General features: G+C 70.4%; 22 protein-coding genes. 9 read left to right on the forward strand and 13 right to left on the reverse strand.

Annotated elements, in window-relative coordinates:
* Nucleotides 1-235 precede the first annotated feature (235 nt).
* From kce to tcuA, 9 genes are all read right to left on the reverse strand, one after another.
* Entirely contained in the window at nt 236-1,159 is a 924-nt protein-coding gene (gene kce / locus AC2D9U_RS22590) for a 3,5-dioxohexanoate:acetyl-CoA acetone transferase (RefSeq protein ID WP_484753453.1), read from the reverse strand.
* Nucleotides 1,156-2,106 (reverse strand): 3-hydroxyacyl-CoA dehydrogenase, encoded by a 951-nt coding sequence (locus AC2D9U_RS22595; protein ID WP_484753455.1) that lies wholly within the window; start codon nt 2,104-2,106, stop codon nt 1,156-1,158. The genes kce and AC2D9U_RS22595 overlap by 4 nt, the downstream gene beginning before the upstream one ends.
* Nucleotides 2,107-2,169: 63 nt before the next feature.
* Complete coding sequence (locus AC2D9U_RS22600; protein ID WP_484753457.1) at nt 2,170-2,316, reverse strand: hypothetical protein; 147 nt, start codon at nt 2,314-2,316, stop codon at nt 2,170-2,172.
* A 126-nt stretch (nt 2,317-2,442) separates the two neighbouring features.
* On the reverse strand, nt 2,443-4,740 hold the full coding sequence (locus AC2D9U_RS22605) for a DUF3141 domain-containing protein (protein WP_484753459.1): 2,298 nt from the start codon (nt 4,738-4,740) through the stop codon (nt 2,443-2,445).
* A 114-nt stretch (nt 4,741-4,854) separates the two neighbouring features.
* Nucleotides 4,855-5,487, reverse strand: coding sequence for a glutathione S-transferase family protein (locus AC2D9U_RS22610; protein ID WP_484753461.1), 633 nt, complete (start codon nt 5,485-5,487; stop codon nt 4,855-4,857).
* Nucleotides 5,488-5,491: 4 nt separating this feature from the next.
* Nucleotides 5,492-7,027 (reverse strand): sulfatase family protein, encoded by a 1,536-nt coding sequence (locus AC2D9U_RS22615; protein ID WP_484753463.1) that lies wholly within the window; start codon nt 7,025-7,027, stop codon nt 5,492-5,494.
* A 14-nt stretch (nt 7,028-7,041) separates the two neighbouring features.
* Nucleotides 7,042-8,034, reverse strand: a complete 993-nt coding sequence (locus AC2D9U_RS22620; protein ID WP_484753465.1) for a Bug family tripartite tricarboxylate transporter substrate binding protein — start codon at nt 8,032-8,034, stop codon at nt 7,042-7,044.
* A gap of 75 nt (nt 8,035-8,109) precedes the next feature.
* Complete coding sequence (tcuB, locus tag AC2D9U_RS22625) at nt 8,110-9,228, reverse strand: tricarballylate utilization 4Fe-4S protein TcuB (protein WP_484753467.1); 1,119 nt, start codon at nt 9,226-9,228, stop codon at nt 8,110-8,112.
* The gene (gene tcuA / locus AC2D9U_RS22630) at nt 9,215-10,612 is read right to left on the reverse strand and encodes an FAD-dependent tricarballylate dehydrogenase TcuA (RefSeq protein WP_484753469.1); all 1,398 of its coding nucleotides are present in this window, start codon (nt 10,610-10,612) and stop codon (nt 9,215-9,217) included. Before tcuA ends, tcuB begins: the two co-directional genes overlap by 14 nt.
* Before the next feature lie 73 nt (nt 10,613-10,685).
* Here tcuA and AC2D9U_RS22635 point away from each other — a divergent pair, with 73 nt between their 5' ends.
* Nucleotides 10,686-11,372: a GntR family transcriptional regulator gene (locus AC2D9U_RS22635; protein WP_484753471.1), complete on the forward strand. Its 687-nt coding sequence runs from the start codon at nt 10,686-10,688 to the stop codon at nt 11,370-11,372.
* A 5-nt stretch (nt 11,373-11,377) separates the two neighbouring features.
* Here AC2D9U_RS22635 and AC2D9U_RS22640 read toward each other — a convergent pair whose 3' ends face one another.
* Nucleotides 11,378-12,811, reverse strand: a complete 1,434-nt coding sequence (locus AC2D9U_RS22640; protein WP_484753473.1) for an NAD(P)-binding domain-containing protein — start codon at nt 12,809-12,811, stop codon at nt 11,378-11,380.
* Between the two features lie 218 nt (nt 12,812-13,029).
* On the opposite strand from AC2D9U_RS22640, the gene AC2D9U_RS22645 reads away from it, so the two are divergent.
* From AC2D9U_RS22645 to AC2D9U_RS22660, 4 genes are read left to right on the forward strand one after another with little or no spacing between them, the layout of a single operon-like run.
* Nucleotides 13,030-13,965, forward strand: coding sequence for a fatty acid desaturase (locus AC2D9U_RS22645; RefSeq protein WP_484753475.1), 936 nt, complete (start codon nt 13,030-13,032; stop codon nt 13,963-13,965).
* A 23-nt stretch (nt 13,966-13,988) separates the two neighbouring features.
* Nucleotides 13,989-15,035, forward strand: coding sequence for a TRAP transporter substrate-binding protein (locus AC2D9U_RS22650; RefSeq protein ID WP_484753477.1), 1,047 nt, complete (start codon nt 13,989-13,991; stop codon nt 15,033-15,035).
* Entirely contained in the window at nt 15,032-15,529 is a 498-nt protein-coding gene (locus AC2D9U_RS22655; RefSeq protein ID WP_484753479.1) for a TRAP transporter small permease, read from the forward strand. The genes AC2D9U_RS22650 and AC2D9U_RS22655 overlap by 4 nt, the downstream gene beginning before the upstream one ends.
* A complete protein-coding gene (locus AC2D9U_RS22660; protein ID WP_484753481.1) occupies nt 15,526-16,842 on the forward strand; it encodes a TRAP transporter large permease in 1,317 nt (438 codons plus the stop codon). The genes AC2D9U_RS22655 and AC2D9U_RS22660 overlap by 4 nt, the downstream gene beginning before the upstream one ends.
* On the opposite strand, the gene AC2D9U_RS22665 is transcribed toward AC2D9U_RS22660, so the two are convergent.
* From AC2D9U_RS22665 to AC2D9U_RS22675, 3 genes are read right to left on the reverse strand one after another with little or no spacing between them, the layout of a single operon-like run.
* Nucleotides 16,843-17,865: a C-terminal binding protein gene (locus AC2D9U_RS22665; protein WP_484753483.1), complete on the reverse strand. Its 1,023-nt coding sequence runs from the start codon at nt 17,863-17,865 to the stop codon at nt 16,843-16,845. It lies immediately after the preceding gene.
* 5 nt (nt 17,866-17,870) lie between these two features.
* Nucleotides 17,871-18,653, reverse strand: coding sequence for a class II aldolase/adducin family protein (locus AC2D9U_RS22670; RefSeq protein ID WP_484753485.1), 783 nt, complete (start codon nt 18,651-18,653; stop codon nt 17,871-17,873).
* Between the two features lie 11 nt (nt 18,654-18,664).
* Nucleotides 18,665-19,636, reverse strand: coding sequence for a Bug family tripartite tricarboxylate transporter substrate binding protein (locus AC2D9U_RS22675; RefSeq protein WP_484753487.1), 972 nt, complete (start codon nt 19,634-19,636; stop codon nt 18,665-18,667).
* Nucleotides 19,637-19,755: 119 nt separating this feature from the next.
* Here AC2D9U_RS22675 and AC2D9U_RS22680 point away from each other — a divergent pair, with 119 nt between their 5' ends.
* From AC2D9U_RS22680 to AC2D9U_RS22695, 4 genes are read left to right on the forward strand one after another with little or no spacing between them, the layout of a single operon-like run.
* A complete protein-coding gene (locus tag AC2D9U_RS22680; RefSeq protein WP_484753489.1) occupies nt 19,756-20,841 on the forward strand; it encodes a 4-oxalomesaconate tautomerase in 1,086 nt (361 codons plus the stop codon).
* Nucleotides 20,838-22,070 (forward strand): CaiB/BaiF CoA transferase family protein, encoded by a 1,233-nt coding sequence (locus AC2D9U_RS22685; RefSeq protein WP_484753491.1) that lies wholly within the window; start codon nt 20,838-20,840, stop codon nt 22,068-22,070. Before AC2D9U_RS22680 ends, AC2D9U_RS22685 begins: the two co-directional genes overlap by 4 nt.
* On the forward strand, nt 22,067-22,900 hold the full coding sequence (locus AC2D9U_RS22690; protein WP_484753493.1) for an HpcH/HpaI aldolase/citrate lyase family protein: 834 nt from the start codon (nt 22,067-22,069) through the stop codon (nt 22,898-22,900). Before AC2D9U_RS22685 ends, AC2D9U_RS22690 begins: the two co-directional genes overlap by 4 nt.
* A gap of 34 nt (nt 22,901-22,934) precedes the next feature.
* Nucleotides 22,935-24,596, forward strand: coding sequence for a DEAD/DEAH box helicase (locus tag AC2D9U_RS22695; RefSeq protein ID WP_484753495.1), 1,662 nt, complete (start codon nt 22,935-22,937; stop codon nt 24,594-24,596).
* The last annotated feature ends 1 nt before the right edge of the window (nt 24,597 follow it).

The following is a 24,597-nucleotide window of genomic DNA, read 5'->3' on the forward strand; positions in this document are numbered from 1 at the left end:
TCTGCAAGGCGTGGGCAGACCAGCCCGACCGCTTCACACAAAATCCGCACCACCAAATGCCGGGACTAAACACCTAGAAGTCATTGAAGCCAGAGCAAGAAATGCGTTCAGCGTCGCGGCAGCGCCGCGACCCATCTGAACGCATATTGCTCTAGGGCCGAGCGGCCGAATGGCCGCCGCCGCAAGTGCGGCGAGCCAAGCGCGCGGAGCGCGCGCCCGGCGCCTGAGGGCGATCTCAGAAATTCACCTTATCGCCGCCCTTGAGGCTGAGGATCTCGCGCGCCTCATCCGGCGTCGCGACGCTCATGCCCAAGCCTTCGATGATCTGGCGCGCGAGGCGCACCTGCACCGCATTGCTCTCGGCGAGCTTGCCGGGGCCGGCCCAGAGGCTGTCCTCCAGCCCCACGCGGATGTTGCCGCCCATCGCCGCGGACATCGCCGCGATGCGCAGCTGCGCCGCACCGGCGCCGAGCACGCTCCATTTGTAGGCGTCGCCGAACAGCCGGTCCGCCGTGCGCTTCATGTGCATCACGTCGTCGGGGTGGGAGCCGATGCCGCCCTGCAGGCCGAACACGGTCTGGATGAAGAGCGGCGCCTTCACCAACCCCTGATCGTAGAAGTACTTGAGATTGTAGAGATGCGAGGTGTCGTAGCACTCGAACTCGAAGCGCGTGTCGTTCCCCGCGCAGGTGGTCAGGATGTACTCGATGTCGGCGAAGCTGTTACGGAAGATGATGTCCTTGTTGGCGAGGTAGGCGGGCTCCCACTCATGCTGGAAGCTCTTGAAGCGGTTCAGCATGCCGAAGAGGCCGAAATTCATGCTGCCGAGGTTCAGCGAGGCGACCTCCGGCTTGAAGGTCGCGGCGGGGCGCACGCGCTGCTCGATGGTCATGGTCGGCGCGCCGCCGGTGGTGAGGTTCAGCACGCAATCGCTGCGCTGCTTGATGACGCGCAGGAAGGGCGCGAAGGCCTCCGGCGACTGGTCGGGCCGCCCATCCACGGGGTTGCGCGCATGCAGATGCACGATGGCAGCACCCGCTTCCGCCGCGCCGATCGCGGCGTCCGCGATCTGCTCCGCCGTGATCGGCAGATGCGGGGACATAGATGGCGTGTGGATCGCCCCGGTCACCGCGCAGGTGATGATGACTTTCCGGCTCATGTGCTGCTCTCCGGTTCTTCCTGGTTGCGTTTATGGGCGGCGAGGGCCGCGAGGCGGCGGTCGCGCCAGGCGCTGCGTGCCGCCACCTCCGCGCGCGTCGGCGCCGCGCCCCAGGCATCGAGGATCTTCGCCACGCCCTCGGCGCCGAAGACGGCGGGGGAGGGCGGGTTGGACGCGACCCGGCCGAAGAAGCCGCCATAGCGCGCGCAGTAATCCGCGATGCCGCCCGGCGCGTTCAGCTCGATGGTCGCGAAGGGACCGAGGAAGGACCAGCGCAGGCCGAGACCCTCGGCGACGGTGGTGTCCAGGTCCTGCGGGCTGACATAGCCCTCTTGCACCAGGCGGAAGGCCTCGGCGAGCAGCGCGCCCTGCAGGCGGTTGAGGATGAAGCCTTCGATCTCACGCAGCACGGTCACGGGCGCCTGGCCGACAGACTCGAAGATCGCGCGCGCGGTGGTGAGCGTCTCCGGCGCGGTCCAGGGCGCGCCGGAAAGCTCCACCACCGGCACGAGATGCGGCGGGTTCACCGGATGCGCGACAAGGCAGCGCGCGCGCCCCGCCAGCCCCTCGGTGAAGCTCGAACACGGAATCGCACTGGTGGAGGAGGCCAGCAGAGCGCCGGGTGGGGCGAGGCGATCGAGTTCGGCGAAGATGGCGCGCTTGGTCGGCGCGTCCTCCGGCCCGTTCTCCTGCACGAAATCCACCTCCGCCAGCGCATCGGCAAGGCCGGCGGCCACGCGCACCCGCGCCAGCGCCGCGGGGGCATCCGCGCAGAGCCCGTGGCGCGCCAGATCGGCGAGGCCGGTGGCGATCAGCCCGGGCGCGGCCGCCAGCGCGGCCGGCACGGGATCATGCAGCGCCACCTGCCAGCCGGCGCGGGCGAAGACCATGGCCCAGGCACGGCCGATCAGCCCCGCACCGACAATCGCCACCCGCCTGCCCGTCATCGCGCTTCCCCCATCCCCGGGCACGATAGGCCCAGGCCGAGGGCGCGCAAGCCGGGGTGGCGGTCAGCCGGGGCGTTCCAGCACCGTCCACAGCGAGAGCGCGAGCTTGCGCGCCGTCGCCTCATCGGTCTTCAACGTCATGAACTGCCCGTCGCGGGCGAGGAGATGCACCTCACCGCTCTTGCCGGCGGTGAGGAGCGAAGCAGACACAAGATCAGGCATGGGCCGGCCGAGGCCGACATTGCGCGGCGTCATGGGGTGAGTCCTCTTGCCTTCCTGCCGCCATCCTGGCAGCCACGCCGCGAGCTTGCAGCGTCCGGCTTGAGCAACCGTTAATCAGCTCCCCGGATCTCCGGCGCCAAGAACCCGCCTCAGCTGCGCGAGCATGGCCTGCGCGGGCTCGCCGAGATCCTCCTCCGGCCCGGCCACTTCCTCGACCACCGCGAGCGCGTGGCGCGCCTCATCCTTGTCGTGCAGCAGGCGGGGCAGGGCGGCGAGCGCGGCGTCGGGGGCGACCTCCACGATCAGCGTCTGCTCGCGGATCAGGGCCTGGCGGGCCTCGGGCGTCATCTGCGCGAAGGGCGCCTCGCCGGTCAGCAGCGCGTTGGAGCGGGCGAGGCGATTGCGCCGCACGCCGCCGCGCGCGCGGGCCAGCAGGATCATCATGCGGATCACCGCCTCGGCGTAGCCACCCTCCGCGAGGCGGGCGAGGGCGGCGCGCGCCTCGGGCGTGTCGCCGAGCGTGGTGGGCGGCGCGGGCGGGGTTTCCTCCGCCGGATCGGAGGCGACGCCGAAGGCGGCGAGGGTGCCATAGACGGCGTGGAAGGCGATCTCCTGGAAGGCGTCGCGCCGGTCGCGCCAGGAATCGATCGCGTGCTCGATGCTGTCGGCCATGGCGCGTTCGAGCCCGATGAAGGGGTTGTCGGGCGCGACCGGCGCGCGGTTGGCGCGCACCTGCTCGGCCATCGGACCCAGGGCGTGCATCAGCGGGTTCTTGTCGCTCACCAGCGTGCGGCGCAGGCGCATCGGGTTGAGCTTGCGGCGGAAGGCGGCGCCGCGCTCGGTGGTGATCTGCCGCACCACGGGGGAGACGACCATGTCGTAGATGGTCTGGTTCATCTCGGCGATGCGCGCCACGGCGGGGAAGGCCTCGTTCTCGGCCTCGCCGGTGGCGGCGCGGATATCGGCCAGCGTGCGTGCGACAAGTTCGACCTGGTAGCCGGTGTTGAGCCCCGAGCCCTCGGCGCCGGTGATGCGCATCTCGTAGAGGCCCGGCGCCACCGCCTCGATCAGCTCGAGCGTGTTGGCGATCTCGTTGTGCTCCTTGTTGGCGATCTTGCCGGAGACGAAGATGCCGAGATGGCCGATGTCGTCATGCACGAGATAGACGATGGTCTGGCCGAGCGTCTTGATCTCCTGCTCGTCGCGATAGACGTCGGCGATCCAGCGCAGCGCCTGGGCGGGGGGCGTGATGTTGTCGCCGGCCGAGGCGAAGACGATGATCGGCGACTTCACCGCGCGCATGTTGAAGGTGGGCCCGCCCGCGCCGCGCTGGCCGGAGCTGATCTCGCCACGCGCGAAACGATCGCCGATGAACAGATTCTCGACGATCCAGCGGATCTCGTCGCGGTTCATCAGGAAGTAGCCGCCCCACCAGCGCTCGAATTCCAGGAAGCGCTCGGGCTCGGTGTCGGCGCGCTCATAGAGGTTGTAGTATTTGCGGAACCAGGTGTTGCCGGGCGAGAGGCTCTCGAAATTCGCCACCAAATTGGCGCCGTCGAACTTGCCGTTGCCGAGATCGGCCAGCAGCGCGGCCGGCCAGGATCCGCCGGCGAGGCCGCCGGTGTAGCGCATCGGGTTGCGCCCCTTCTCGCCCGCCCAGTAGGAAAGCGGCGCGCCGTTGAGCACCAACGGGCCGGTGAGGTCGGGCTCCGAGGCGCCGAGCATCATCACCGCCCAGCCGCCCTGGCAATTGCCGATCACCACCGGCTTCGCCGCCTTGGGGTGCAGCTCATGGATCTTGCGCAGGAAGGTCGCCTCGGCCTGGGTGATGTCGAGGATGGTCTGGCCGGGCTCGGGGTCGCGGAAGAAGATGACGAAATACACGGGATGGCCGCGGCGCAGCGCGACGCCGACCTGGCTGTCCGACTTGAAGCCGCCGATGCCGGCCCCGTGGCCCGCGCGCGGGTCGATGATGACGAAGGGGCGCATGGTGGGGTCCGGCGCGGGCGCGCCCTCGGGCGGGCGGATGCGCACCAGCGCGTAGTTGCAGGGCCGCGGCAGGGTGCGGCCATCCACCACCATGTCCCATTCGAAGACCAGGACGGGCGGGCAGCCCGCCGCCTCATGCTCGACGAAGGTGTTGCCGGCGCGGCGCATCGTGTCCCAGAACAGCACGCCGCGCTGAGCGGCATCGATGCTGTAGGCCATCGCATCCTGCATCAGCGCGAAGGGGCTGCGGCCCCAGAATTGCGTCAGCGCGCTGAGCCCCGCATCGCTGGGCACCGGCGTCAGGCTCTTCGCCTGGCGGCCGATGACTTCGGTCATGACGCGCGTCTGTTCCAGCGCGCGGGACATTTTCTCGGCGCCCTTGGTCAGCAGTTCGCGGCCGGGCGGGGGAGGAACGGCGGTCATGTGGGGCGGTTCCGTGATTATGGCGTTCTTGCTTGCGGCGCCTGAGTTCGCGCCTGCTGCAATGCAGCATAGCACGGCGCGGCTGTCATGTCCGTTAAGTTGCGGCCATCCGGGTCAGGCCAGCTTCGCCCCCGCCGGCACCGCCATGCCGCGCCGCACCGCCGGGCGGGCGCCCATGCGGGCGAACCAGGCGGCGAGGTGGGGCGTGTCCTCCAGCCGCCGCTCGGCCCAGTCGTGCTTCGCGATCCAGGGATAGGCGGCGATGTCGGCGATCGAGCAATCCGCGCCGGCGAGGTAGGGATGCGCGCGCAGCCGCCCATCCAGCAGGCGATAGGCGCGCTCGACCAGGGCGGTGGTGTGCGCGCGGGCGGCCTCCGGCTTCTCGGGGGCGAGTTCGGTCCAGTGATGCGCCTGGCCGGTGAAGGGGCCGATCGAGGTCAGCGCCACCATCAGCCAGCTCAGCACCGCGGCCCGCGCTTCGCCGGAAGCGGGCAGCAGCACGCCATGCCGCTCCGCCAGGTGCAGCAGGATGGCCCCGCTCTCGAACAGCACCAGCGGCGCGGCGCCCGGGCGCTGCTCGACCAGGATCGGGATCTTGCCATAGGGATTCAGCGCCAGGATCTCGGGCGCGAATTGCTGGCGCGCGCGGATGTTCACGCCCGTGACGGCGTAGTCGAGGCCGCATTCCTCCAGCATGATCGAGACACGCTGCGAATTGGGCGTGGCCCAGCCGTAGAAATGCAGCATCGCCTCAGGCCATGCCGACGGCGGGCAGACGCTCGGGGCGCGCGTCGTCGGGGCGGGCGGCGATCATCGCCTCCAGCTCGCGCCGGCGCGCGGCATGGGCGGGGTCGTCGGCGATGTTCGTCATCTCATGCGGATCGTTGAGCAGGTCATACATCTCGGCCGCGCCCGAGATCGCCTCGATGGTCAGCTTGTCGCGCGCCGTGCGCACGGTGCGCAGTTCCAGCGGCACGCCGCAGCGGCTGTCGGAGAGGTCCCATTCGGAATAGGCGAAGTCGCGCGATTCCCGGCCACGCGCCACGCCGAGCAGGCTGCGGCTGTGCCAGTGCCCGGGCTGGGAGACGCCGGCCATCTCCAGGAAGGTCGCCGGGAAATCGAGCGAGGAGACAGGCTCATCGCACACCGCCCCCTTCGGCAGGCCCGGGCCGCGCATCAGGCAGACCACGCGCAGCAGGCCCTCATAGGGAATCGGCCCCTTGAGCAGCAGCCCATGGTCGCCCAGCCAGTCGCCATGGTCGGAGGCGATGACGACCAGCGTGTTCTCCTCCAGGCCCAGGCGGTGCAGCTCGATCAGGATGCGGCCGATGTTGTGGTCCGCCAGGGAGATCATGCCGTAGTAGTTGGCGATCACCTCGGCGAGCTGCTCGTCGCTCAGCACCGGCGTGCGGCTGTGCTTGGCGCGGAACTCGCGCAGCTCCTTGTCGGCCAGGTTGGGCACGCCCTCCAGGCTCGCGCGGTGCCACCAGGGGCGGCGGTCGAGGTCGAGGCTGCGATGCGGCGGCAGATCCACTTGGTCCGGCCGGTGCAGCAGGCTCCAGGGCAGGGGGCAGTCGAAGGGGTGGTGCGGGTCGGGGATGGAGGCCCAGAGGCAGAAGGGCCGGTCCCGCGCCTCGTTCAGGAAGGCCACGGTGCGGTCGCCGACCCAGGTTGAATTGTGCCAGGCCGGCGGCAGGGCGGAATGCCAGGTCTGCGGCGCGCCCTTCACGTCGGGCCCGGCATTGGTGCGATAGAGCGCATCCTTCTCCGCCCCGCGGCCATCGGCGTGGTACCAGGCCTCGTAGGATTGGCCGTAGGGCGGCGCCATGGGCGGGAAGGTGTTGTGCCCCTCGACCATCAGCTGCACGCGCTGGAAGCCCATATAGGGACCGGTCCAGTTCGGCCCGTAGAGATGCATGCTGTGCCGGCATTCCGGCGAGCCGGTTGGGTGGAAGGTGTGGGCGGTGGCGAAATGCGCCTTGCCGATCAGCGCCGTGTCGTAGCCGGCGCGGGCCAGCTCGGCGGCGAAGCTGTGCTTCGCGGGCTCGGCCGGCAGGTCGATGCCATTGTCGCAGACGCCATGGGTGCGCGGCAGCAGCCCGGTGAGGATCGAGGCGCGCGTCGGCTGGCAGACCAGGTTGGGCGTGATGCAGCCGCGGAACAGCACGCCCTCCCGCGCCAGCTGGTCCATATGCGGGGTGTGCACCTTGCGGCCCATCACGCCGAGGCAATCGGCGCGCTGCTGGTCGGTGGTGATGAAGAGGATGTTGGGGCGTTTGTCGCGCAAGGTGCGGGGATTCCCTATTCGATCGTGACGCCGGAGGCGCGGGCGGCTTCGCCCCAGAAGGCCATCTCGCTGGCCAGGAAGCTGCGGAAGGTCGCGGCGTCGCCACGCCGCACGGTCAGGCCGGATTCGGCCAGCCTGGAGATCACCTCCGGCCGGGCCTGGGCACGGGCAAGGGCGGCCTCGGTGTGGCGGATCACCTCGGCGGGCACGCCGGCGGGCGCCAGCATCCCGTACCAGACCGGCATGGCGAAGCCCGGCACCGCGGCCTCGCCGATGGTCGGCACGCTGGGGGCGAGGGGCGAGCGCTCGGGCGTGCTGACGGCCAGCGCCAGCAGCCTGCCCTCCCGCAGATGCGGCACCAGCGGCGGCAGGCCGATGGAGCCGACGCGCAACTGGCCCGAGAGCAGATCGACCACCGCCGGCGCGCCGCCGCGATAGGGCACGTGGCTCACCCGGAAATTCAGGCGCTTGGCCAGGGCCTCCATGCCCAGATGGTGCGGGCTGCCGGCATTGGGGCTTCCATAGAGCACCGGCTCGGGCTGGGCGCGGGCCCAGGCGGCGAAGTCGGCCAGGCTGCGCGCCGGGATGGCCGGGTTGATGACGACGACGAAGGGGAATTCGGCGACGAGGCCGATCGGCGCGAAGTCCCGTGCCGGGTCGAAGCCGACGCGGCGGTAGAGGGCGGGGTTGATGGCGGTCTGCGCCTGGTCGCCCATCAGCAGCGTGTAGCCATCGGGGGCGGCGCGGGCCACCGCCTCGGCGGCGATGTTGCCGCCTGCGCCGGGGCGGTTCTCGATGGCGAAGCCGCGCGGGAAGTCCGGCCCCATAGCCTCGGCCAGGATCCGGGTGATGATGTCGGTCGCCCCGCCGGCGGCGGCGCCGACCAGGATGCGCACGGGGCGCGAGGGGTAGGGGGCGGGCTGGGCGCGCAGCGCGCCGGACGTGCCGCCCGCCATCAGCGCACCCAGCAGGGCACGCCGACGCAGGGCGTGATGTTGCATGGCCATCTCGCACTTCCTCCTTGCGGTCTTTGCGGACCGCTTGGGAGGAAGCCTGGAAGCCCCAGCCGCGCCTGTCAAACGCTATGTGGCGCGGCCCCGCTTCTCCTGCGCGTTGCGCAGCAGCGCGATGCCGCGATAGAGGCCATGCACCATCTTGCTGTAGGGCGCGACGACGAAGAGCGCGAGCACCAGCCCGAAATGCAGCGCCAGCATCACGCCCATCGCGCCGGTGTGGCGGATGGCCAGCAGAAGCAGGCCCGTGGCGGCGATCAGGAAGAGCAGGCCGAGCATGGCGTATTCGCCGCCGACCAGCTTCTTCGCGACCGGCACCGGGTCGGTGATGATCTTCACGCGGATCAGCCCCGCCGTGCCGATGCACATCAGCACGCCGCCCCAGGTGCCAAGCTGCACGGGCAGCGAGAAGAAGGCATGCGGCGAATGCCAGCCGAAGACGTGGTGATAGACTGCGCCCGTGCTCGTTGCCGCGAAGCAGAGCATGAAGCCGTAGAACATCGCCTGGTGCAGCCAGCGGCGTTGCTGGGCGAAGCTGTCATCGAGATCGTTGCAGCCATGCCCGCCGCCGCCGAGGTTGCGCAGCGTCAGGATATCGACCGCCGCCTCCTTCGCCGGGGCCGGGGAGAGCCGCCCCGCCATGCCGCCCGTCGCGCGCCAGTAGCGCAGGGCGCCCATGCTCATCGCGAGGATGGCGAAGAGGAAGGTCGAGCCCGCCAGCAGGTTGATGAGCCAGAGCGGGATGACGCGGAAGAAGGCGCCCGTGCCGGTCTGCGCCGTGTAGAGCACCGCCGGATCGACCAGCGCCATCGCCAGCAGCAGCGCGAGCGTGACGCCGAGGGTCGCCGCCGCGACCACCAGCGTGCCATTGCGCTCGAACAGCTTTCCCATGCCGGCGGGCCAGGCGTATTCGGCATAGCTCTCGGCGCGGATGGTGGCGAAGGTCGCCGGGATGTTGATGCCGAACTCATGCGGCGGCGCATATTGGCAGGCGTGGTAGCAGCCCTTGCAGCCATGGCAGAGATTGGCGAGGTGCGTCAGGTCCGCGACCTCGAATTCGCGGCGCATCGCCATGGCGGGGAAGACCGCGCAATAGCCCTCGCAATAGCGGCAGGCATTGCACACCGCCATCTGGCGGCGGGCTTCCTGCATGGCTTCCGATTCGGGGCGGGCTTCAGTTTCTTGCATGGCGCGCGGCCTCCTCACCGGCGATGCGGCCGAACACCGTGCCGAGGGTCATTCCGAAGCCGGCCAGGTAGCCCTGGCCGAGGATGTTGCCGGACATGATCTCGCCACTCGCGAACATGTTGGCGGAAGGCTTGCCATCGGCCATCAGCACGCGCGCGCGCTCATTCACCTTCACGCCGAGGAAGGTGAAGGTGATGCCCGGGCGCAGCGGGTATCCGTAGAAGGGCGGCTGGTCGATGCGCCGCGCCCAGTGGCTTTTCGGTGGGCTCAGCCCTTCCGTGCGGCAATCATCGGGCGTCATCGGCGTGAAGGTGCCCGGCCGGACGGCCGCGTTGTACTCGGCCACCACGCGCGCGAGCTTGCCGGCATCCATCCCCGCGACATGCGCGAGTTCCTCGATGCTGTCCGCCTTGTAGGGCGGATAGACGGAGGGCAGAAAATTCTTCACCGCCTGGCTGTCGGTGACGGCGAGCGCCACCTGGCCGGGCTGCTGCGCGATCAGCCGGCCCCAGATGGCGTAGCGCTTCGGCCAGACATCCTCGCCCTCATCGTAGAAGCGCTCGACATTGCGGTTCACGACGATGGCGAAGGGCACGCAGTCGAGCCGCATGGCGAGGCCGCCATCCTGCATCGGCGCGCGCGCGTCATTGGCCACGGCGTGGAACTGCGTCGGGTCGCCCACCTCCTGCACCCCCTGGGCGAGCAGGTCCTTCAGCACGGTGCCCTGGGCATAGGGCGTGCCGCGGATCTGGAAATTGTCGGCGGCATCGCCCCAGTATTCGCGCAGCCAGTTGCGGTTGGCCTGGAAGCCGCCGCTCGCCGCGACCAGCGCCTTGAAGCGCACGCGCTCGGGGAAGCCGCAATGGGAGAGGATGGCCTCCGTGGCGAAGCCTTCCTCGACCTTGATGTGCTGCACCTCGGTGTTGGTCAGCAGCACGATCCCGAGCTTCTCGGCTTCCCGATACAGCGCATTCACCAGCGCCTTGCCGCCGCCGAGGAAGAAGGCGTTGGTGCGCGACAGGGACAGCGTGCCCGAGAGGGAGGGCTGGAACACCACGCCGCAACTCGCCAGGAAATCGGGGGCGTGCTGGCTCGCGCGGATGCACATCCGCGCAAGAGCCTCATTGGTCTTGCCGCCGGTGACGCGGTTGAGGTCGTCCCAGTATTCCTCCTCCAGGTAGCTGTCGGTCAGCACCGCGGTGGGGCCGGGATGGAGCGCGCGGAGGTTGCGCGTGTGGCGCGAATTGCCGCCGCGCATCGGCGGGGGCGCGGCCTCGCAGAGCAGCACCGAGGCGCCGGCGCGGCGCGCCGTGATGGCGGCGCAGAGCGCGGCATTGCCGCCGCCCACCACCAGCACGTCGTAGATTCGGGCGAAATCCGGCATGGGGCCTCCCCTGGGGATGCCCCTCTTGTATCCAGTTGTATCCAGTGATGTCCAGATGGGCTAGAAACGCCCGATGGACGTGATCCCCACCCCCCTGCCGCCGCGCGATCTCGGCCAGGAAGCCTATGACCGCATCCGCGCCGCCATCCGCGAGGGCACGCTCACCCCGGGCCTGCGCCTGACGGAAACCGACCTCGCGGCGCGCTTCGGCGTCTCGCGCACCCCGGTCCGCCAGGCCATCGCGCGGCTGGAGGCCGAGGGGCTGCTGACGCATGAGCCGCGGCGCGGCCTCAGCGTGACGCGCCCCGACCACCAGCAGGTGGTGGAGCTCTATGTGATGCGCGAGGTGCTGGAAGCCGCCGCCGCGCGCCTCGCCGCGCAGCATGCGACCCCGACCGAGATCGGCGCGATGGCGGAACTGGTGGCGGGCGAACCCGCGCTCTTCGCCGATGCGCGCGCCCTGGCCGAGACGAATCAGCGCCTGCACGGGCTGCTCTACCTCGCCGCGCATAACCGCTATCTGCTGCGCAGCCTGGAGCAGATCGCCGCCACCATGGCGCTGCTGCCCTCGCTGCTGACGCATGGCGACCGCGCGCGGCAGGCCCATGCGGAGCATCGGGCGCTGCTGGCGGCGCTGCGCGTGCGTGACGGTGATGCGGCGGAGGCAGCGGCACGGGCGCATGCCCAGGCGGCGCAGCGCCATCGCCTCGCCTGGCTGGTGCAGACCGTGGGCGTGCCCTTCGCCGCGCCGGGCGGCTGACCTGCCTATTCCGCGGCGAGGCGCGTGACGTCCAGCTCCACCTGCTTCACGTCATAGGCGCGCAGATCCGCGTAGTAGCGCGGCAACTCAGCCGCGAAGAGGCCGCGCGTGAGGCCCGCGGCCAGGCGCGGCACGGCGATGTTCATGGCGTTGATGGAAGCGCCCGCCGGCCCGAAGGACATGGTGGAGCCGATGCCGAAGAGGTGGATGTCGCGCATCCAGGGGGTCTCGCCCGGCACACGCTCGGTGAAGGCGTAGTCGGGCGCGAGATAGGGGAATTCGCCCAGCCGCGCATTCGCCTCTTCCGCCGGCGGGGTGTAGCGGTCCGACCAGCGCGCGATGTTGTGCGCGCACGCCGCGAGCCCCGGCACCAGCCCAGGGTCCATGCGCACGCCGGTGCCGCAGATGAGGAAATCCGCCGTGAAATCGCCCCGCGATGTCGCCACCACGGCGCGGCCATCCGCCGCGACGCGCGCATCGGTCCAGGGGCGGCCGACATGCATCTGGAAATGCGGGAAGCGCATCACGCGGTCATAGGTGTCGGGCGGGAAGCCCTCGCGCAGGCCGAGCACATAAGCCATGAAGCGCCAGCGCCATTCATCGGGCATTTCATGCAGGTGCCGCAGGAAGCCGGCGAAGGTCAGCCAGCGATAGGGCTGCACCACCATCGGCTCGGCACGGCGGCAGAACAGGTGCACCTCCGCCGCGCCGGCCTCCAGCGCGCAGGCGGCATTGTCGAAGGCGCTCGCACCGGCGCCGAGCACGGCGACGACCTTGCCGCGCAGGGCGGCGAAGTCGATCGGATCGGCGGTGTGGGCGCGCAGCGGCGTGGGCAGGGCGCGCACGAAATCGGGCATCCACCAGATCCCCGCATCCTCCTGCCCGGTGGCCAGCACGACCTTGCGCGCTAGCATCGCGCCCGCGCTGGTCTCGACGCGCAGGCAGGGCAGGCCGTCATCGGTCTGCGTGGGGGAGATGCGCCCGGCCTCGACGCCGTTGCGCACCGGCACGCCGGTGACGCGGCGGAACCAGAGCAGGTAGTCGTTCCAGTTTTCCTTGGGGATGTAGCGCAGCGCATCCCACGCCGCGCGGCCGAACTGCGCCTCATGCCAGGCCTGGTAGGTGAGGGAGGCGATGCCGAGGTCGGGCCCGCTCTGGTCCTTCCAACTGCGCAGATTGTGCATGCGCGCATAGGTCAGCCAGGGCCCCTCGCGCCCTTCCGGCGCGCGGTCGAGCACGAGGATGTTGCGCACCTTGTCGCGCATCAGCGCGAAGCCGGTGACCACGCCGCACTGCCCGCCGCCGACGATCAGCACATCCAAAACCGGCGCGCCGCCGCTCGTCTTGGGCTGCATCCAGGCCATGCGCGGATGCGCGGTGAGGTCGAGGTCGCGCGCCACATCGGCTTCCAGCTCGGCCAGGGTGCGGGGTGCGGGCAAGGCGGGTGACTCCGGCAGGAACGACGCTGATGTGGGACGATCCCATGCCCGCGCCAGGGTCGCCAGCGGGCCCGGCGCCGTGCCGATGCCGCGCGGGCCTGCGATGCTGTGTATACCGGCACGGCCTGCACGCGCCTTGCGCAGCCCGATGCGAAGGCTTCGTTGCCGACAGCGCAATGGGCTTGCCAGCCCCGCACGCTTCTTGCGAGGCTTCCCCCATGCCCGATACAGGCTTGCCCCGCAGCGCTGCCCTCGCGCCCTCGCCGATCTGGTGGCGGCGCTGGGAAGTGCCGACCTGGGGCGTGGCCGTGGCGATCTACCTCAGCTGGTTCCTGCTGGTCTGGTTCCATGCCAGCATCCCCTGGCCGCTGCTGATGATGGGCGGCGCCTATGTGCTGGCCTGGCATTTCTCCCTGCAGCATGAGGCGATCCATGGCTGGCGCTCGATCCCGCGCTGGCTGCGCACGGCGCTGGTCTGGCCGCCGATCGGCGGGTGGTTTCCCTTCGAGCTCTACAAGCGCAGCCATACGGCGCATCACCGCAACACGGTGCTGACCTATCCGGGCGAGGACACCGAGAGCGTCTACCACCGCCGCGCCGATTGGTCCGGCTATTCGCCCGCCTTCCGCGCCGTGCTGCTGTTCAACCAGACGCTGCTCGGGCGGCTCACCGTCGGGCCCATCCTGCGGCTGCGCAAGCTGGTGATCATCGAGACCGGCAAGCTGCGCGCGGGCGATTTCCGGGACGTGCCAGTGTGGCTCGGCTTCTTCGCGGGCCTCGCCGTGGTGCTGTGGTTCGTCGCCGGCGTGGCCGGCATGCCGGTGTGGCAATACTACCTGCTCTTCGTGCTGCCGGGGCTGAGCCTCGGCCTGTTGCGCGCCTTCATCGAGCATCGCTGGGGCAACACGCCGGGCGAGCGCACGGCGAGTGTCGAGAGCAACTGGGTCTTCGGCCTGCTCTTCCTGTGGAACAATTTGCACATCGTGCATCACCTCTATCCGCAGATGGCCTGGTTCGAGATTCCAGGCTTCTGGCGCCGCAACCGTGAGCGCCTGCTGGCCCATAACGGCCATTTCGTCTTTCGCGGCTATGGCGAGATCGCTCGCCGCTGGCTGCTCAAGCCCGTCTTCATTCCCGCGCATCCGGCGCGCTGAACCAGTTTCGGGGAGAAAGTGACATGATGAAGCGACGGAACCTCATCGGCGCAACCACCGCGCTTGCGCTGGCCGCACCGGCCACGCTGCGCGCGCAGGGCGCGCCGCAATTCACCTTCCGGCTGCACAGCTTCTCTTCGCCCACCGCGCTCGACCACACGCTGCATCTGGATCGCTGGGCGGAACGCGTGCAGCAGCAGTCGGGCGGGCGCATCAAGATCGATGTCTTCCCCGCCATGCAGCTCGGCGGCCAGCCGCGCGACCTCGTGCAGCAGCTCGAGGACGGCGTGGTGGACATGATCTGGACGGTGCCGGGCTTCACCCCGGGCCGCTTCATGGGCACGGAGGGGCTGGAACTGCCCTTCATGAACACCGGCCTCTCCGCCACCGAGAGCCCCGCGGCCATGGCTTTCGCCGAGAAGCACCTGGCGGACAACGAGTATCGCGGCATCAAGATCATCTCGATCCATTCGACGGATCGCGCGCTGATCCACACCAGCCGCAAGCCGATCCGCACGCTGGAGGATTTCCGCGGCCTGCGCCTGCGCGTCGCCGGGCGCTTCATCGGTGAGGCGGTGACGGCACTTGGCGCCACGCCGGTCGGCATTCCGCTGGGCGGCGTCTATGAGGCGACGGCGCGCAACCAGGTGGATGGCTTCCTCATCAACTGGGCCATCACGCATCCCTTCCGGCTCTACGAGGTCGCGAAGTTCCACAGCGAGCCGCCCGGCGTCGGGCTGTTCCAGGGCATGCTGCTGACGCTGATGAATGGCCGTTCCTATGCCCGCCTGCCGGCCGACCTCAAGGCGGTGATCGATGCCAATTCCGGCGTCGCGCTTTCCCGCCAGCTGGGCGAGATCTGGGACACGCAGACGCAGCAGGCGATCGACGCCACGCGCGCGGCGGGCAACGAGATCATCGCCATCGACGCCGCCGAGAAGGCGCGCTGGCAGGCCGCCGTCGCGCCCGCCTATGAGGCCTGGATCGGCGAGATGACGCGCCGCGGCCGCAATGGCCGTGCGATGTTCGCGGATCTGCAGGCCATCGCCGCCACGCAGCGCCGCGCGTGAGCCTGGATGCGATGCGCGGGGCGCTGACGCGCCTCGCCACCGCCTTCGCCCTGGTGGCGGGGGCGCTGCTGCTGCTCGCCATCGGCGTGACCACCGCCTCGGTCCTGCGCGGCGCGCTGCTGGGCCGGCCGATCCTGGGCGATTCCGAGATCGTGGAGATGGCGCTTGGCGTCGCCGTCGCGCTCTGCCTGCCGCTCTGCGAGATGAAGGGCGCGCATGTGCTGGTGGATTTCTTCACCCAGAAGCTGCCCGCGCGCGGCCTCGCGGGGCTCGATGCCGCGATGCGCGCCATCGCCGCGCTGGTGGTGGCCGTGCTCGCCTGGCGGCTGGCCATCGGCGGCTACAACATGTGGGACCGCGAGCGCGAGACGATGTTCCTGCAACTCCCCTATTGGTGGGGTTTCGCGGGGGCGGCCATCGGCATGATGCTCTGGACCATCTGCGCGGGCTTCGTCGCGGTGGAGAGCGCGAAGAAGGCGGCCCGCCCGGCATGAGCAATTTCGAGATCGGGCTCCTGATGTTCGGCGCCGCGCTGGTGCTGATCGCGCTGCGCATGCCGGTCGGCATCGCGATGCTGCTGGTGGGCGGCGTGGGCTATGCCGAGATCGCGGGCTGGGACCGGCTCTTCGCCACGCTGAACACCATGACCTTCAGCCGCTTCTCCTCCTACACCCTCTCGGTCATTCCGCTGTTCCTGCTGATGGGCGATTTCGCGACCAAGGGCGGCATGAACCGCGCGCTGTTCCGCTGCGCGCGCGCCTGGATGGGGCATTGGCGCGGCGGGCTGGCGGTTGCGACCATCGGCGGCTGTGCGGCCTTCGGCGCGATCTGCGGATCCTCGCTGGCCACCGCCGCGACGATGAGCCAGGTGGCAGGGCCGGAGATGCGCCGGCATGGCTATTCGCCCGCGCTCGCCACCGGCACGCTGGCGGCGGGTGGGACGCTTGGCATCCTCATCCCGCCCTCGGTCATCCTCGTGATCTACGCGATCTATACCGAGCAGAGCATCGGCACGATGTTCGTCGCCGCCGTCATTCCCGGGTTGATCGCGACCGCGGGCTACATGCTGGTGGTGAACCTCTATGCGCGCCTCGCGCCCGGTTCCGCCCCGCCGGCCGAGCGCCTGCCCTATCGCGAGCGCCTGCGCGCCACGGCGGATGTCTGGCCCGTCGCCATGGTCTTCATCCTGGTCGTCACCGGCATGTACGTCGGCTGGTTCAGCGCGACCGAGGGGGCTGCCATCGGGGCGGCCGCCACGGGGTTCCTGGCGGTGACGCTGGGGGGCATGCGTTGGCAGGGGTTGAAGGAGAGCCTGCTCTCCACCGCCGAGACCACGGGGCTGATCTTCCTCGTGCTGCTCGGCGCCGAGTTGTTCAGCGCGGGGCTCGCGCTGTCGCGCCTGCCGGCCGAACTGTCGGCCGCCGTCGCGGCGCTCGATGTCGCGCCCATCACCGTGCTGCTCGCTGTACTGGTGATCTACTTCATCCTCGGCTGCTTCATGGAAAGCCTCGCCATGGTGCTGCTGACGCTGCCGATCTTCGTGCCCCTGATGCTGAGCCTCGATTTCGGCCTGAATCCGACGCAGGTGCTGGTCTGGTTCGGCATATTGGTGCTGATGAGCGTGGAGGTGGGCATGATCTCCCCGCCCTTCGGGCTCAACCTCTTCGTCATCAACGCGATGGCGAAGGATGTGCCGATGGGCGAGACCTATCGCGGCGTGCTCGGCTTCGTCGCCTCGGACGGCATCCGCATCCTGCTTCTGGCGCTGCTGCCGGCGATTTCCTTGTGGCTGCCGGGGCTGTGGTGATCAGCGGCGGTTGCGCAGGAACATCGCGTTCACGCAGGTGCCCATCGCACCGGTGGTGAGGTAGTCGATCGCATAGGTCATCGACAGGCGGCGAATGTCGAGGATGCTCGCCGTGCTGTAGAAGGCGGCGTGCGGCGTCAGCACCAGCCGCTCATCGAGCCATTCCTCGCCGGCCGCCCAGGCCGCGATGAGGGGATGCGCGCGGTCCAGCGGCTCGGTCTCGAACACATCGATGCCGGCCGCGCCGAGCCGGCCGCTGCGCAACGCGGCATGGACGGCATCGAGGTCGAGGATCGCCCCGCGCGCCGTGTTCACCACCACCGCGCCCTCGGGCAGGCGCGCCAGCATGGGCGCATCGATCAGGCGATGCGTGCTCTCATTCAGCGGCGCATGGATGGACAGCACGTCGCTGCGCGCGAGCAGCGCCTCGGGCGTCGCGAAACGCTCCCAGCCGAAGGCAAGCTGGTGGCCGGGCGCGACGTTGGGATCGCAGAAGCCCACCTTCATCCCGAAGGCCTGGAAGCGCAGCGCCGCCGCCGTGCCGATGCGCCCGAGGCCGAGAATGCCCACGCGCAGGCTCGAGAGCCGCCGCACGCCGCGCAGTTGCCGCGCATCCCAGCTGGCATTCGAACGCCGCAGCCGGCGATCGAAGGCCTGCACGCCGCGCAGCAGCGTCAGTGCCAGCGCCACGGCGTGATCCGCCACCTCGGTCGTGCCGTAATCGGGCGTGTTGAGCACGGGAATCCCGGCCTCGCCTGCCGCCGCCAGGTCGATATGCGCGAAGCCGACGCCGCCTTGCACGATCACGCGCGCGCGGCTGAGCTTCGCGATGGTCTCGGCCGGCATGCGATGCGCGCTGCGGCAGTTCAGCACCGCATCGGCCATGGCGTAGTCGGACCCGTCCTCCAGCGCGCCATTCACCGATTTGCGGAAATGCAGCACGGCGTTCTGGCCCGCGATGGCGACCTCGATGTCGGGCCGGTCGGTCCATTGCGGGTCGATGACCAGCAGGTTCGGCGCCACGCCGCTCAGCTCCGCCAGCTATCGTCGGTGGCATCCAGCTTGCGCATCAGCCCCTGCCATTCCAGCGGGCCGTAGCGGCGCGAATTGCCCGGCGCATACATGGCGCAGCTCTTGGCGATGACCTCCTCCGAGGGCATCTCCAGCGGCGTGTTGCAGGCCATGGCGGCAAGCTGCGCCTGGCAGGCGCGCTCCATCCCCCACATGGCGATGAAGGCCTCGGACACGCTCTCGCCCAGCGTCAGCAGCCCGTGATTCTTCAGGATGCAGTAGTTCAGCGCGCCGATGCTCTTCGCCAGAAGGTCGCGCTCGGAGGGGTCGCGCTCGGGGCCGCGGAAATCGTGATAGGCGGTGCGGCCGTAGAAGCGCGTCGCGGTCTGGGTGATCGGCAGCAGGCCGCATTTCAGCGCGCTCACCGCCATGCCGGCGATGGTATGGGTGTGCATCGCCGCCATCGCATCGGGGCGTGCGCGATAGAGCGCGGAATGGATGGTGAAGCCGGCCGGGTGCAGCCCATAGGGCAGGTCGGGCTTGTAGAGGATCTCGCCCTCGATGGTCACCTTCAGCAGCGAGCTTGCGGTGATTTCACCGAACAGCAGGCCGTTGGGGTTGATCAGGAAGGTGTCCGGCGCATCCGGCACGCGGGCCGAGATGTGGGTGTAGATCATGTCGGACATGCCATAGCCCTCGCACAGCCGGTAGGCCGCCGCGAGATCGAGCCGCGCCTGCCACTCCGCCGCACTCACCGAGGCCTGGACCGGCGCGATGCCGAGATTGCCGATGCGTCCCATGCGCGTCTTCCTTACGACTCACGACCGATATTGGCGCGGGTGATGACCTCCCGCCAGCGCGGGATCTCCGCCTGCAACTGCGCCGTCAGCGCGGCCGGCCCATCCATGCGCACGATTGCGGCGGCCGCCCCCAGGCGGGCCAGCAGATCCTCATCGGTCCGCATCGCGGTGAGTTCGCCGATCAGGCGCGTCATCATCGCCTCGTTCATGCCCTTGGGCGCGAACATCGCGAACCAGTTCGGCGCCGCATAGCCCGGCACGAGTTCGGCGATGGCGGGGATGTCCGGCACCGCGGGCACGCGCGTCTCCAGCGTCATGCCGAGCAGGCGCGCGCGGCCCTGGCGGTGATGCGCCAGCACCTCCACCGTGCTGCCGAAGACGAAGTCGATCTCGCCCGTGTAGATCGCATTCACCGCCTGGCTGACGCCGCGATAGGGCACGTGCACGATGTCGATATTCGCCCGCGCGCCGAATTGCGCGCCGGCGAGGTGGTTGGCCGAACCCACGCCGCCCGAGCCATAGGTGAACTTGCCCGGATTGGCGCGCGCCTGCGCCAGCAGGTCGGCGAGGCTGGCGAAGCGGCTGTCGGCGCGCACCATCAGCCCGGCCGGCACGTCGCAGACCACGGTCAGCGGTGCCAGGTCGCGCAGCGGGTCGAAATTCAACTGCGCCTGCAGGGTGGGCAGGATCGCGACCGAGGAGGAGATGAACAGCAGCGTCGCGCCATCCGGCGGCGCGGCCGCCACCTGCTGCGCGCCGAGCCCGCCGCCCACGCCGGGCCGGTTCTCGACGATGAAGGTTGCGCCCATGCGGCGGGAGAGCCGGTCCGCGATGATGCGCGCGGGAATGTCCTGCGGCCCGCCGGCGGCGAAGGGGATGACGATGCGCACCTGGCGCACGGGCCAGGGAGCCTCCTGCGCGCGGGCGAGGCGCGGGGCGGCGAGGAGCCCCCCGGCGAGAAGCAGGGCGTTGCGGCGTTGCATGGTGTTTCCTCCGCTTTGGTCTTGGCGCCACTCTGCCGCGCCGGGGCGGTGGCGTCACCCCGGTTCCCGCGCGGGCCGGCCCGGCGTAGCCTGCGGCCAGACTCACCCGAGCGAGCGCCATGCACCCGATCCTGCAAACCGCCATTCCCTGCACCTTCATGCGCGGCGGCACCAGCCGCGGCCCCTATTTCCTGGCCTCCGACCTGCCGGCGGACCGCGAGGGGATCGCCCGGGTGCTGCTTGCCGTCATGGGCTCGCCCGATGCGCGGCAGATCGATGGGCTGGGCGGGGCCACGACGCTGACCAGCAAGGTCGCCATCGTATCTCCCGCCGCGCCGGGCAGCGCGCAGCAGGTGGACTACCTCTTCGCGCAGGTGAGTGTGGACAAGGCTTTCGTCGATTTCGGCCCGACCTGCGGCAACATGCTGGCCGGCGTCGGCCCCTTCGCGCTGGAGCGGGGCCTCGTTCCGATCGAGGAGGGCGAGACGCGCGTGCGCATCCGTGCCGTCAACACCGGCGCGCTGGTCGAGGCCGTGGTGCAGACGCCCGGGCGGCGCGTGACCTATGCGGGTGAGACGCGCATCGCCGGCGTGCCGGGCACGGCCGCGCCCATCGTGCTGAACTTCGCCGATGCGGTGGGCGGTGCAACGGGCAAGCTGCTGCCCACGGGCAAGCCGCTCGATGTGATCGAGGGCGTGGCCGTCACCTGCCTCGATGTCGCGATGCCGGTGGTGATCGCGCGGGCGGCGGATTTCGGCAAGACGGCGCTGGAATCCGCGAAGGAACTCGACGCCGACAAGGATTTCATGGCGCGGATCGAGGTGGTGCGCCGCGCGGCGGGCCGCGCCATGGGCATGGGCGATGTGACGGGCAAGGTGATGCCGAAATTCACCATCATCGGGCTGGCAAGCGCGGGTGGCGCGATCGCCGCGCGCTATTTCACGCCGCTCGCGACGCATGAGGCGATGGCGGTCACGGGGGGCATCTGCATCGGCTCGGCCTGCAAGCTGCCGGGCACGGTGGCCGAGGGCATTGCGCGCGTCACGGATGCGGTGCGCGAGACGGTGGTGATCGAGCATCCCTCCGGCGTGATGGAGGCGGTGATCACCACGGCGCGCGCCGCCGATGGCTCCATGACCATCGAGGGCGGCGGCACGCTGCGCACGGCGCGGCGCATCATGGTGGGCGAGGTCTTCATCCCTTGAGGGCACCCAAGCGGCGGCGGGAATTCGACGCGCAGGCGCGGGGCGCGCTGGAGGGTCTGCGCGTCGTCGATCTCTCCCGGCTGGTGGCGGGCAATGTGCTCACCAAGGTGCTGGCCGATCACGGCGCCGAGGTGGTGAAGGTGGAACCCCCCGCCGGCGACAGCCTGCGCGCCTGGCGCGTCGGGGGCGTCGAGACTTCCTGGAAGGCCTTCAGCCGCAACAAGCGCAGCCTCTGCCTCGACCTGCGCGCGCCCGAGGCCATCGACATCGTGCTCCGCCTGGTCGAAGGGGCCGCGATGCTCTGCGAGAGCTTCCGCCCCGGCGTGCTGGAAGCGATGGGCCTGTCGCCGGAGATCCTTCTGGCGCGCAATCCGCGCCTCGTCATCGTGCGGATTTCCGGCTGGGGGCAGACCGGCCCCTTCGCGCACAAGCCCGGCTTCGGCACGCTGGTCGAGGGCTATGCGGGTTTCGCTGCCCAGAACGGCTTCGCGGATCGCGAGCCCGTGCTGCCGCCGATGTTCATGGCCGATGCCTATGCCGGGTTCTATGGCGCGAGTGCCGCGATGATCGCACTCCGCCATGCCGAGCGGACGGGGCAGGGCCAGGTGGTCGATCTCTCGCTCTTCGAGCCGATCTTCGCCGTGCTGGAGCCGCAAATGGCGAATTGGCGCCTGACCGGCAAGGCCAAGCCGCGCAGCGGCAGCCGCAGCACCAACACCGCACCGCGCAACGCCTATCGCACGAAGGATGGCGGCTGGCTCTCGCTCTCCACCTCGACCCAGGCGGTCTTCGTGCGGCTGATGGAGAGCATCGGCCGGCCCGATCTGGCGGTGGATCCACGCTTCCGCACCAACCCCGACCGCCTCGCGCATATCGAGGAGCTGGACGGCGTGGTGCGCGACGCCATCGCGGGCATGACCCAGGCCGAGGCGCTGGCGCGCTTCGATGCGGATGGCGTGACGATCGGCCCGATCCTCGATGTCGAAGGGCTGGATGCCGACACCTATGTCGCGGCGCGCGAGGCGCTGATCGAGGTGCCGGATGCGGAGATGCCCGATGGCTGGCTGCCCATGCATGGCGAGGTGCCGCGGCTGTCCGTGACACCGGGCATCCTGCGAAACCCGGCGCCGAAGCTCGGCCAGGACAATGCGGCCATCCTGGTGCCGCTGCTCGGCGAGGCCGAAGTCGCGCGGCTGCGGGATGCGAAGGTGGTGAGGGACATCCGATGAAGATCTGGCGCTCGATGCTCTATGTGCCGGCCAATGTGCCGCGCTTCGTGGCCAAGGCCCCCGGCTCGGGCGCCGATGCCGTGATCCTCGACCTCGAGGACAGCGTGCCGGCCGGCAACAAGGACGAAGCCCGCGCCGCGCTTGCCACCGCCGTGCCCCTGATCCGCGCCGGCGGGCCGGAGGTGCTGGTGCGGGTGAACCGGCCGCTGGAGATCGCGGTGCCGGACATCCGCGCCGCCCGCGCGGCCGGGGCGCAGGGGATCCTGCTGACCAAGGTGCTCGGCCCGGATCATGTCGTGCTCGCGGCCGAGTTGTTGGCCGGCAGCGGCATGTGGATCGTGCCGATGCTCGAGACGGCCGCCGCGCTGGCGCAGGCGCACGCCATCGCCCGCGCGCACCCTTCCATCGCGGGCATGTTGATCGGCGCCGAGGACCTGGCCGCCGAATGCGGCGCGGCCTCAGACGACGAGCTGATGGTGCTGGCCAAGCGGCAGATGCTGCTTGCCTGCGTCGCGGCCGGCGTGGCGCCCTTCGGCACGCTCGGCACGGTGGCCGACTTTAAGGACCCGGTGCATGTCACGCGCGTGGTCGCGGCGGCGAAGCGCTCGGGCTTCGTCGGTGCGACCTGCATCCACCCGGCCCTGGTGCCCCTGTTGAATGCCGGATATTCGCCTTCGGAGGCCGAGGTGGACCTCGCCCGCCGGCAGCTCGCGGCGGCGGAAGAGGCGGCGCAAGAGGGGCGCGGCAGCTTCACCGTGGATGGGCGGATGGTGGACGAACCCATCCTGATCCGCGCCCGGCGCATCCTAGCCCAGGCAAGACGGCAATAGCGGCGGGGGGCGAAAGGGCGTAACGCTCCGCGCCATGTCCTTTCCTGAACTTCCCCCGCCGCTGCTCAAGGCCCTGACCGAGCGCGGCTACGACGCCCCCACCCCCGTACAATCCGCGGTGCTCGACCCCGCAACGGCCGGGCGCGACCTGCTCGTCTCGGCCCAGACCGGCAGCGGCAAGACCGTGGCCTTTGGCCTTGCCATCGCGACCCAGGTGATGGGTCCGCGCGCCGCGCCCGGCCAGCCGCGCGCGTTGGTGGTGGCACCCACGCGCGAACTCGCGTTGCAGGTGCAGCAGGAACTCGGCTGGCTCTATGCCGGCGCGGGCGCGCGGGTGATCGCCTGCGTCGGCGGCACGGATACGCGGGCCGATCGGCGGGCGCTGTCGGGCGGCGCCGAGATCGTCGTCGGCACGCCGGGGCGGCTGCGCGACCATCTGGAGCGCGGGAACCTCGATCTCTCGGCCCTCGCCGCCGCCGTGCTGGATGAGGCCGACGAGATGCTCGACATGGGCTTCCGGGATGATCTGGAAGCCATCCTCGAAGCCGCCGCGCCCAGCCGCCGCACGCTGCTCTTCTCCGCCACCGTGCCGCGCGAGATCGAGGCGCTGGCCAAGAGCTACCAGCGCGACGCGCTGCGCATCGCCGCCACCGCGGTGGGGGGCAAGCATGGCGACATCGCCTACCGTGTCATGGCCGTCGGCCCGCGCGAGATCGAGGCCGCGGTGGTCAATGCGCTGCGCTGGTTCGAGGCCTCGGGCGCGCTGGTCTTCTGCAATACGCGCGAACAGGTGGCCCGCCTGCATGGCAGCCTGGTGGAGCGCGGCTTCTCGGCCGTTTCGCTCTCCGGCGAATTGACCCAGGCGGAGCGCAACCGCGCGCTCCAGGCGCTGCGCGACCGGCGCGCGCGGGTCTGCGTGGCGACGGATGTGGCGGCGCGCGGCATCGATCTGCCCGATCTCGGCCTGGTGCTGCATGCCGAATTGCCGCGCGACAAGGAAACCCTGCTGCATCGCTCGGGCCGCACCGGCCGGGCCGGGCGCAAGGGCGTGGCCGTGCTGCTGGTGCCGCACAACCGCCGGCGCATCGCCGAGCGGTTGCTGCAGAATGCGCGGATCGAGGCGCAATGGGGCGCGCCCCCCACCGCCGAAGAGATCCGCGCCCGCGATGGCGAGCGCCTGGCCCTGGAAGCGCGCGAGGCCGCCGATGTGGTGGCGGAGGAGGATGACCTGCTGCTTGCCCGCGCGCTGCTGGCGGATCGCAGCCCCGAGGCGGTGGCCGCCGCGCTGATCCGCGCGCTCCGCGCGCCCCTGCCGGCGCCGGAGGAAATTTCCGAGACCCCGCCGCCGCCCCCGCCGCGCCCGCTGCGCGAGCCGGGTGGCGGGGCGGAAGGCGTGTGGTTCCGCCTCAATGTCGGGCGCAACGCCCAGGCCGATCCGCGCTGGCTGCTGCCCTTCCTCTGCCGGCGCGGCCATCTGACGCGCGCCGAGATCGGGCGGATCGAGGTGCGGGACCGCGAGACGCGCGTCGAGATCGCGCCCTGGGCGGCGGCGCGCTTCGCCGGCGTGGTGGCGCGGCCCGATCCGGGCGGCGAGGACGACCATATCCGCATCGAGCCCCTGGCGCATCCCGGGGCGCCGATGCGCGCTGCCCCGAAGGGCCCGCCCAAGGGGCCACCCCGGGGACCGCGCCGGTAGA

This window comes from Roseomonas sp. TF40, assembly GCF_057219975.1.

What these genes read in the sequence shown, in the direction of transcription:
- AC2D9U_RS22595 (WP_484753455.1), bottom strand. Translation starts at nt 2,106, where the DNA reads ATGACGGGCAGGCGGGTGGCGATTGTCGGTGCGGGGCTGATCGGCCGT.
- AC2D9U_RS22650 (WP_484753477.1), top strand. Translation starts at nt 13,989, where the DNA reads ATGATGAAGCGACGGAACCTCATCGGCGCAACCACCGCGCTTGCGCTG.
- tcuB (WP_484753467.1), bottom strand. Translation starts at nt 9,228, where the DNA reads ATGCAAGAAACTGAAGCCCGCCCCGAATCGGAAGCCATGCAGGAAGCC.
- AC2D9U_RS22660 (WP_484753481.1), top strand. Translation starts at nt 15,526, where the DNA reads ATGAGCAATTTCGAGATCGGGCTCCTGATGTTCGGCGCCGCGCTGGTG.
- AC2D9U_RS22620 (WP_484753465.1), bottom strand. Translation starts at nt 8,034, where the DNA reads ATGGCCATGCAACATCACGCCCTGCGTCGGCGTGCCCTGCTGGGTGCG.
- AC2D9U_RS22690 (WP_484753493.1), top strand. Translation starts at nt 22,067, where the DNA reads ATGAAGATCTGGCGCTCGATGCTCTATGTGCCGGCCAATGTGCCGCGC.
- AC2D9U_RS22610 (WP_484753461.1), bottom strand. Translation starts at nt 5,487, where the DNA reads ATGCTGCATTTCTACGGCTGGGCCACGCCCAATTCGCAGCGTGTCTCG.
- tcuA (WP_484753469.1), bottom strand. Translation starts at nt 10,612, where the DNA reads ATGCCGGATTTCGCCCGAATCTACGACGTGCTGGTGGTGGGCGGCGGC.
- AC2D9U_RS22645 (WP_484753475.1), top strand. Translation starts at nt 13,030, where the DNA reads ATGCCCGATACAGGCTTGCCCCGCAGCGCTGCCCTCGCGCCCTCGCCG.
- AC2D9U_RS22680 (WP_484753489.1), top strand. Translation starts at nt 19,756, where the DNA reads ATGCACCCGATCCTGCAAACCGCCATTCCCTGCACCTTCATGCGCGGC.
- AC2D9U_RS22675 (WP_484753487.1), bottom strand. Translation starts at nt 19,636, where the DNA reads ATGCAACGCCGCAACGCCCTGCTTCTCGCCGGGGGGCTCCTCGCCGCC.
- kce (WP_484753453.1), bottom strand. Translation starts at nt 1,159, where the DNA reads ATGAGCCGGAAAGTCATCATCACCTGCGCGGTGACCGGGGCGATCCAC.
- AC2D9U_RS22695 (WP_484753495.1), top strand. Translation starts at nt 22,935, where the DNA reads ATGTCCTTTCCTGAACTTCCCCCGCCGCTGCTCAAGGCCCTGACCGAG.
- AC2D9U_RS22605 (WP_484753459.1), bottom strand. Translation starts at nt 4,740, where the DNA reads ATGACCGCCGTTCCTCCCCCGCCCGGCCGCGAACTGCTGACCAAGGGC.
- AC2D9U_RS22670 (WP_484753485.1), bottom strand. Translation starts at nt 18,653, where the DNA reads ATGGGACGCATCGGCAATCTCGGCATCGCGCCGGTCCAGGCCTCGGTG.
- AC2D9U_RS22635 (WP_484753471.1), top strand. Translation starts at nt 10,686, where the DNA reads ATGGACGTGATCCCCACCCCCCTGCCGCCGCGCGATCTCGGCCAGGAA.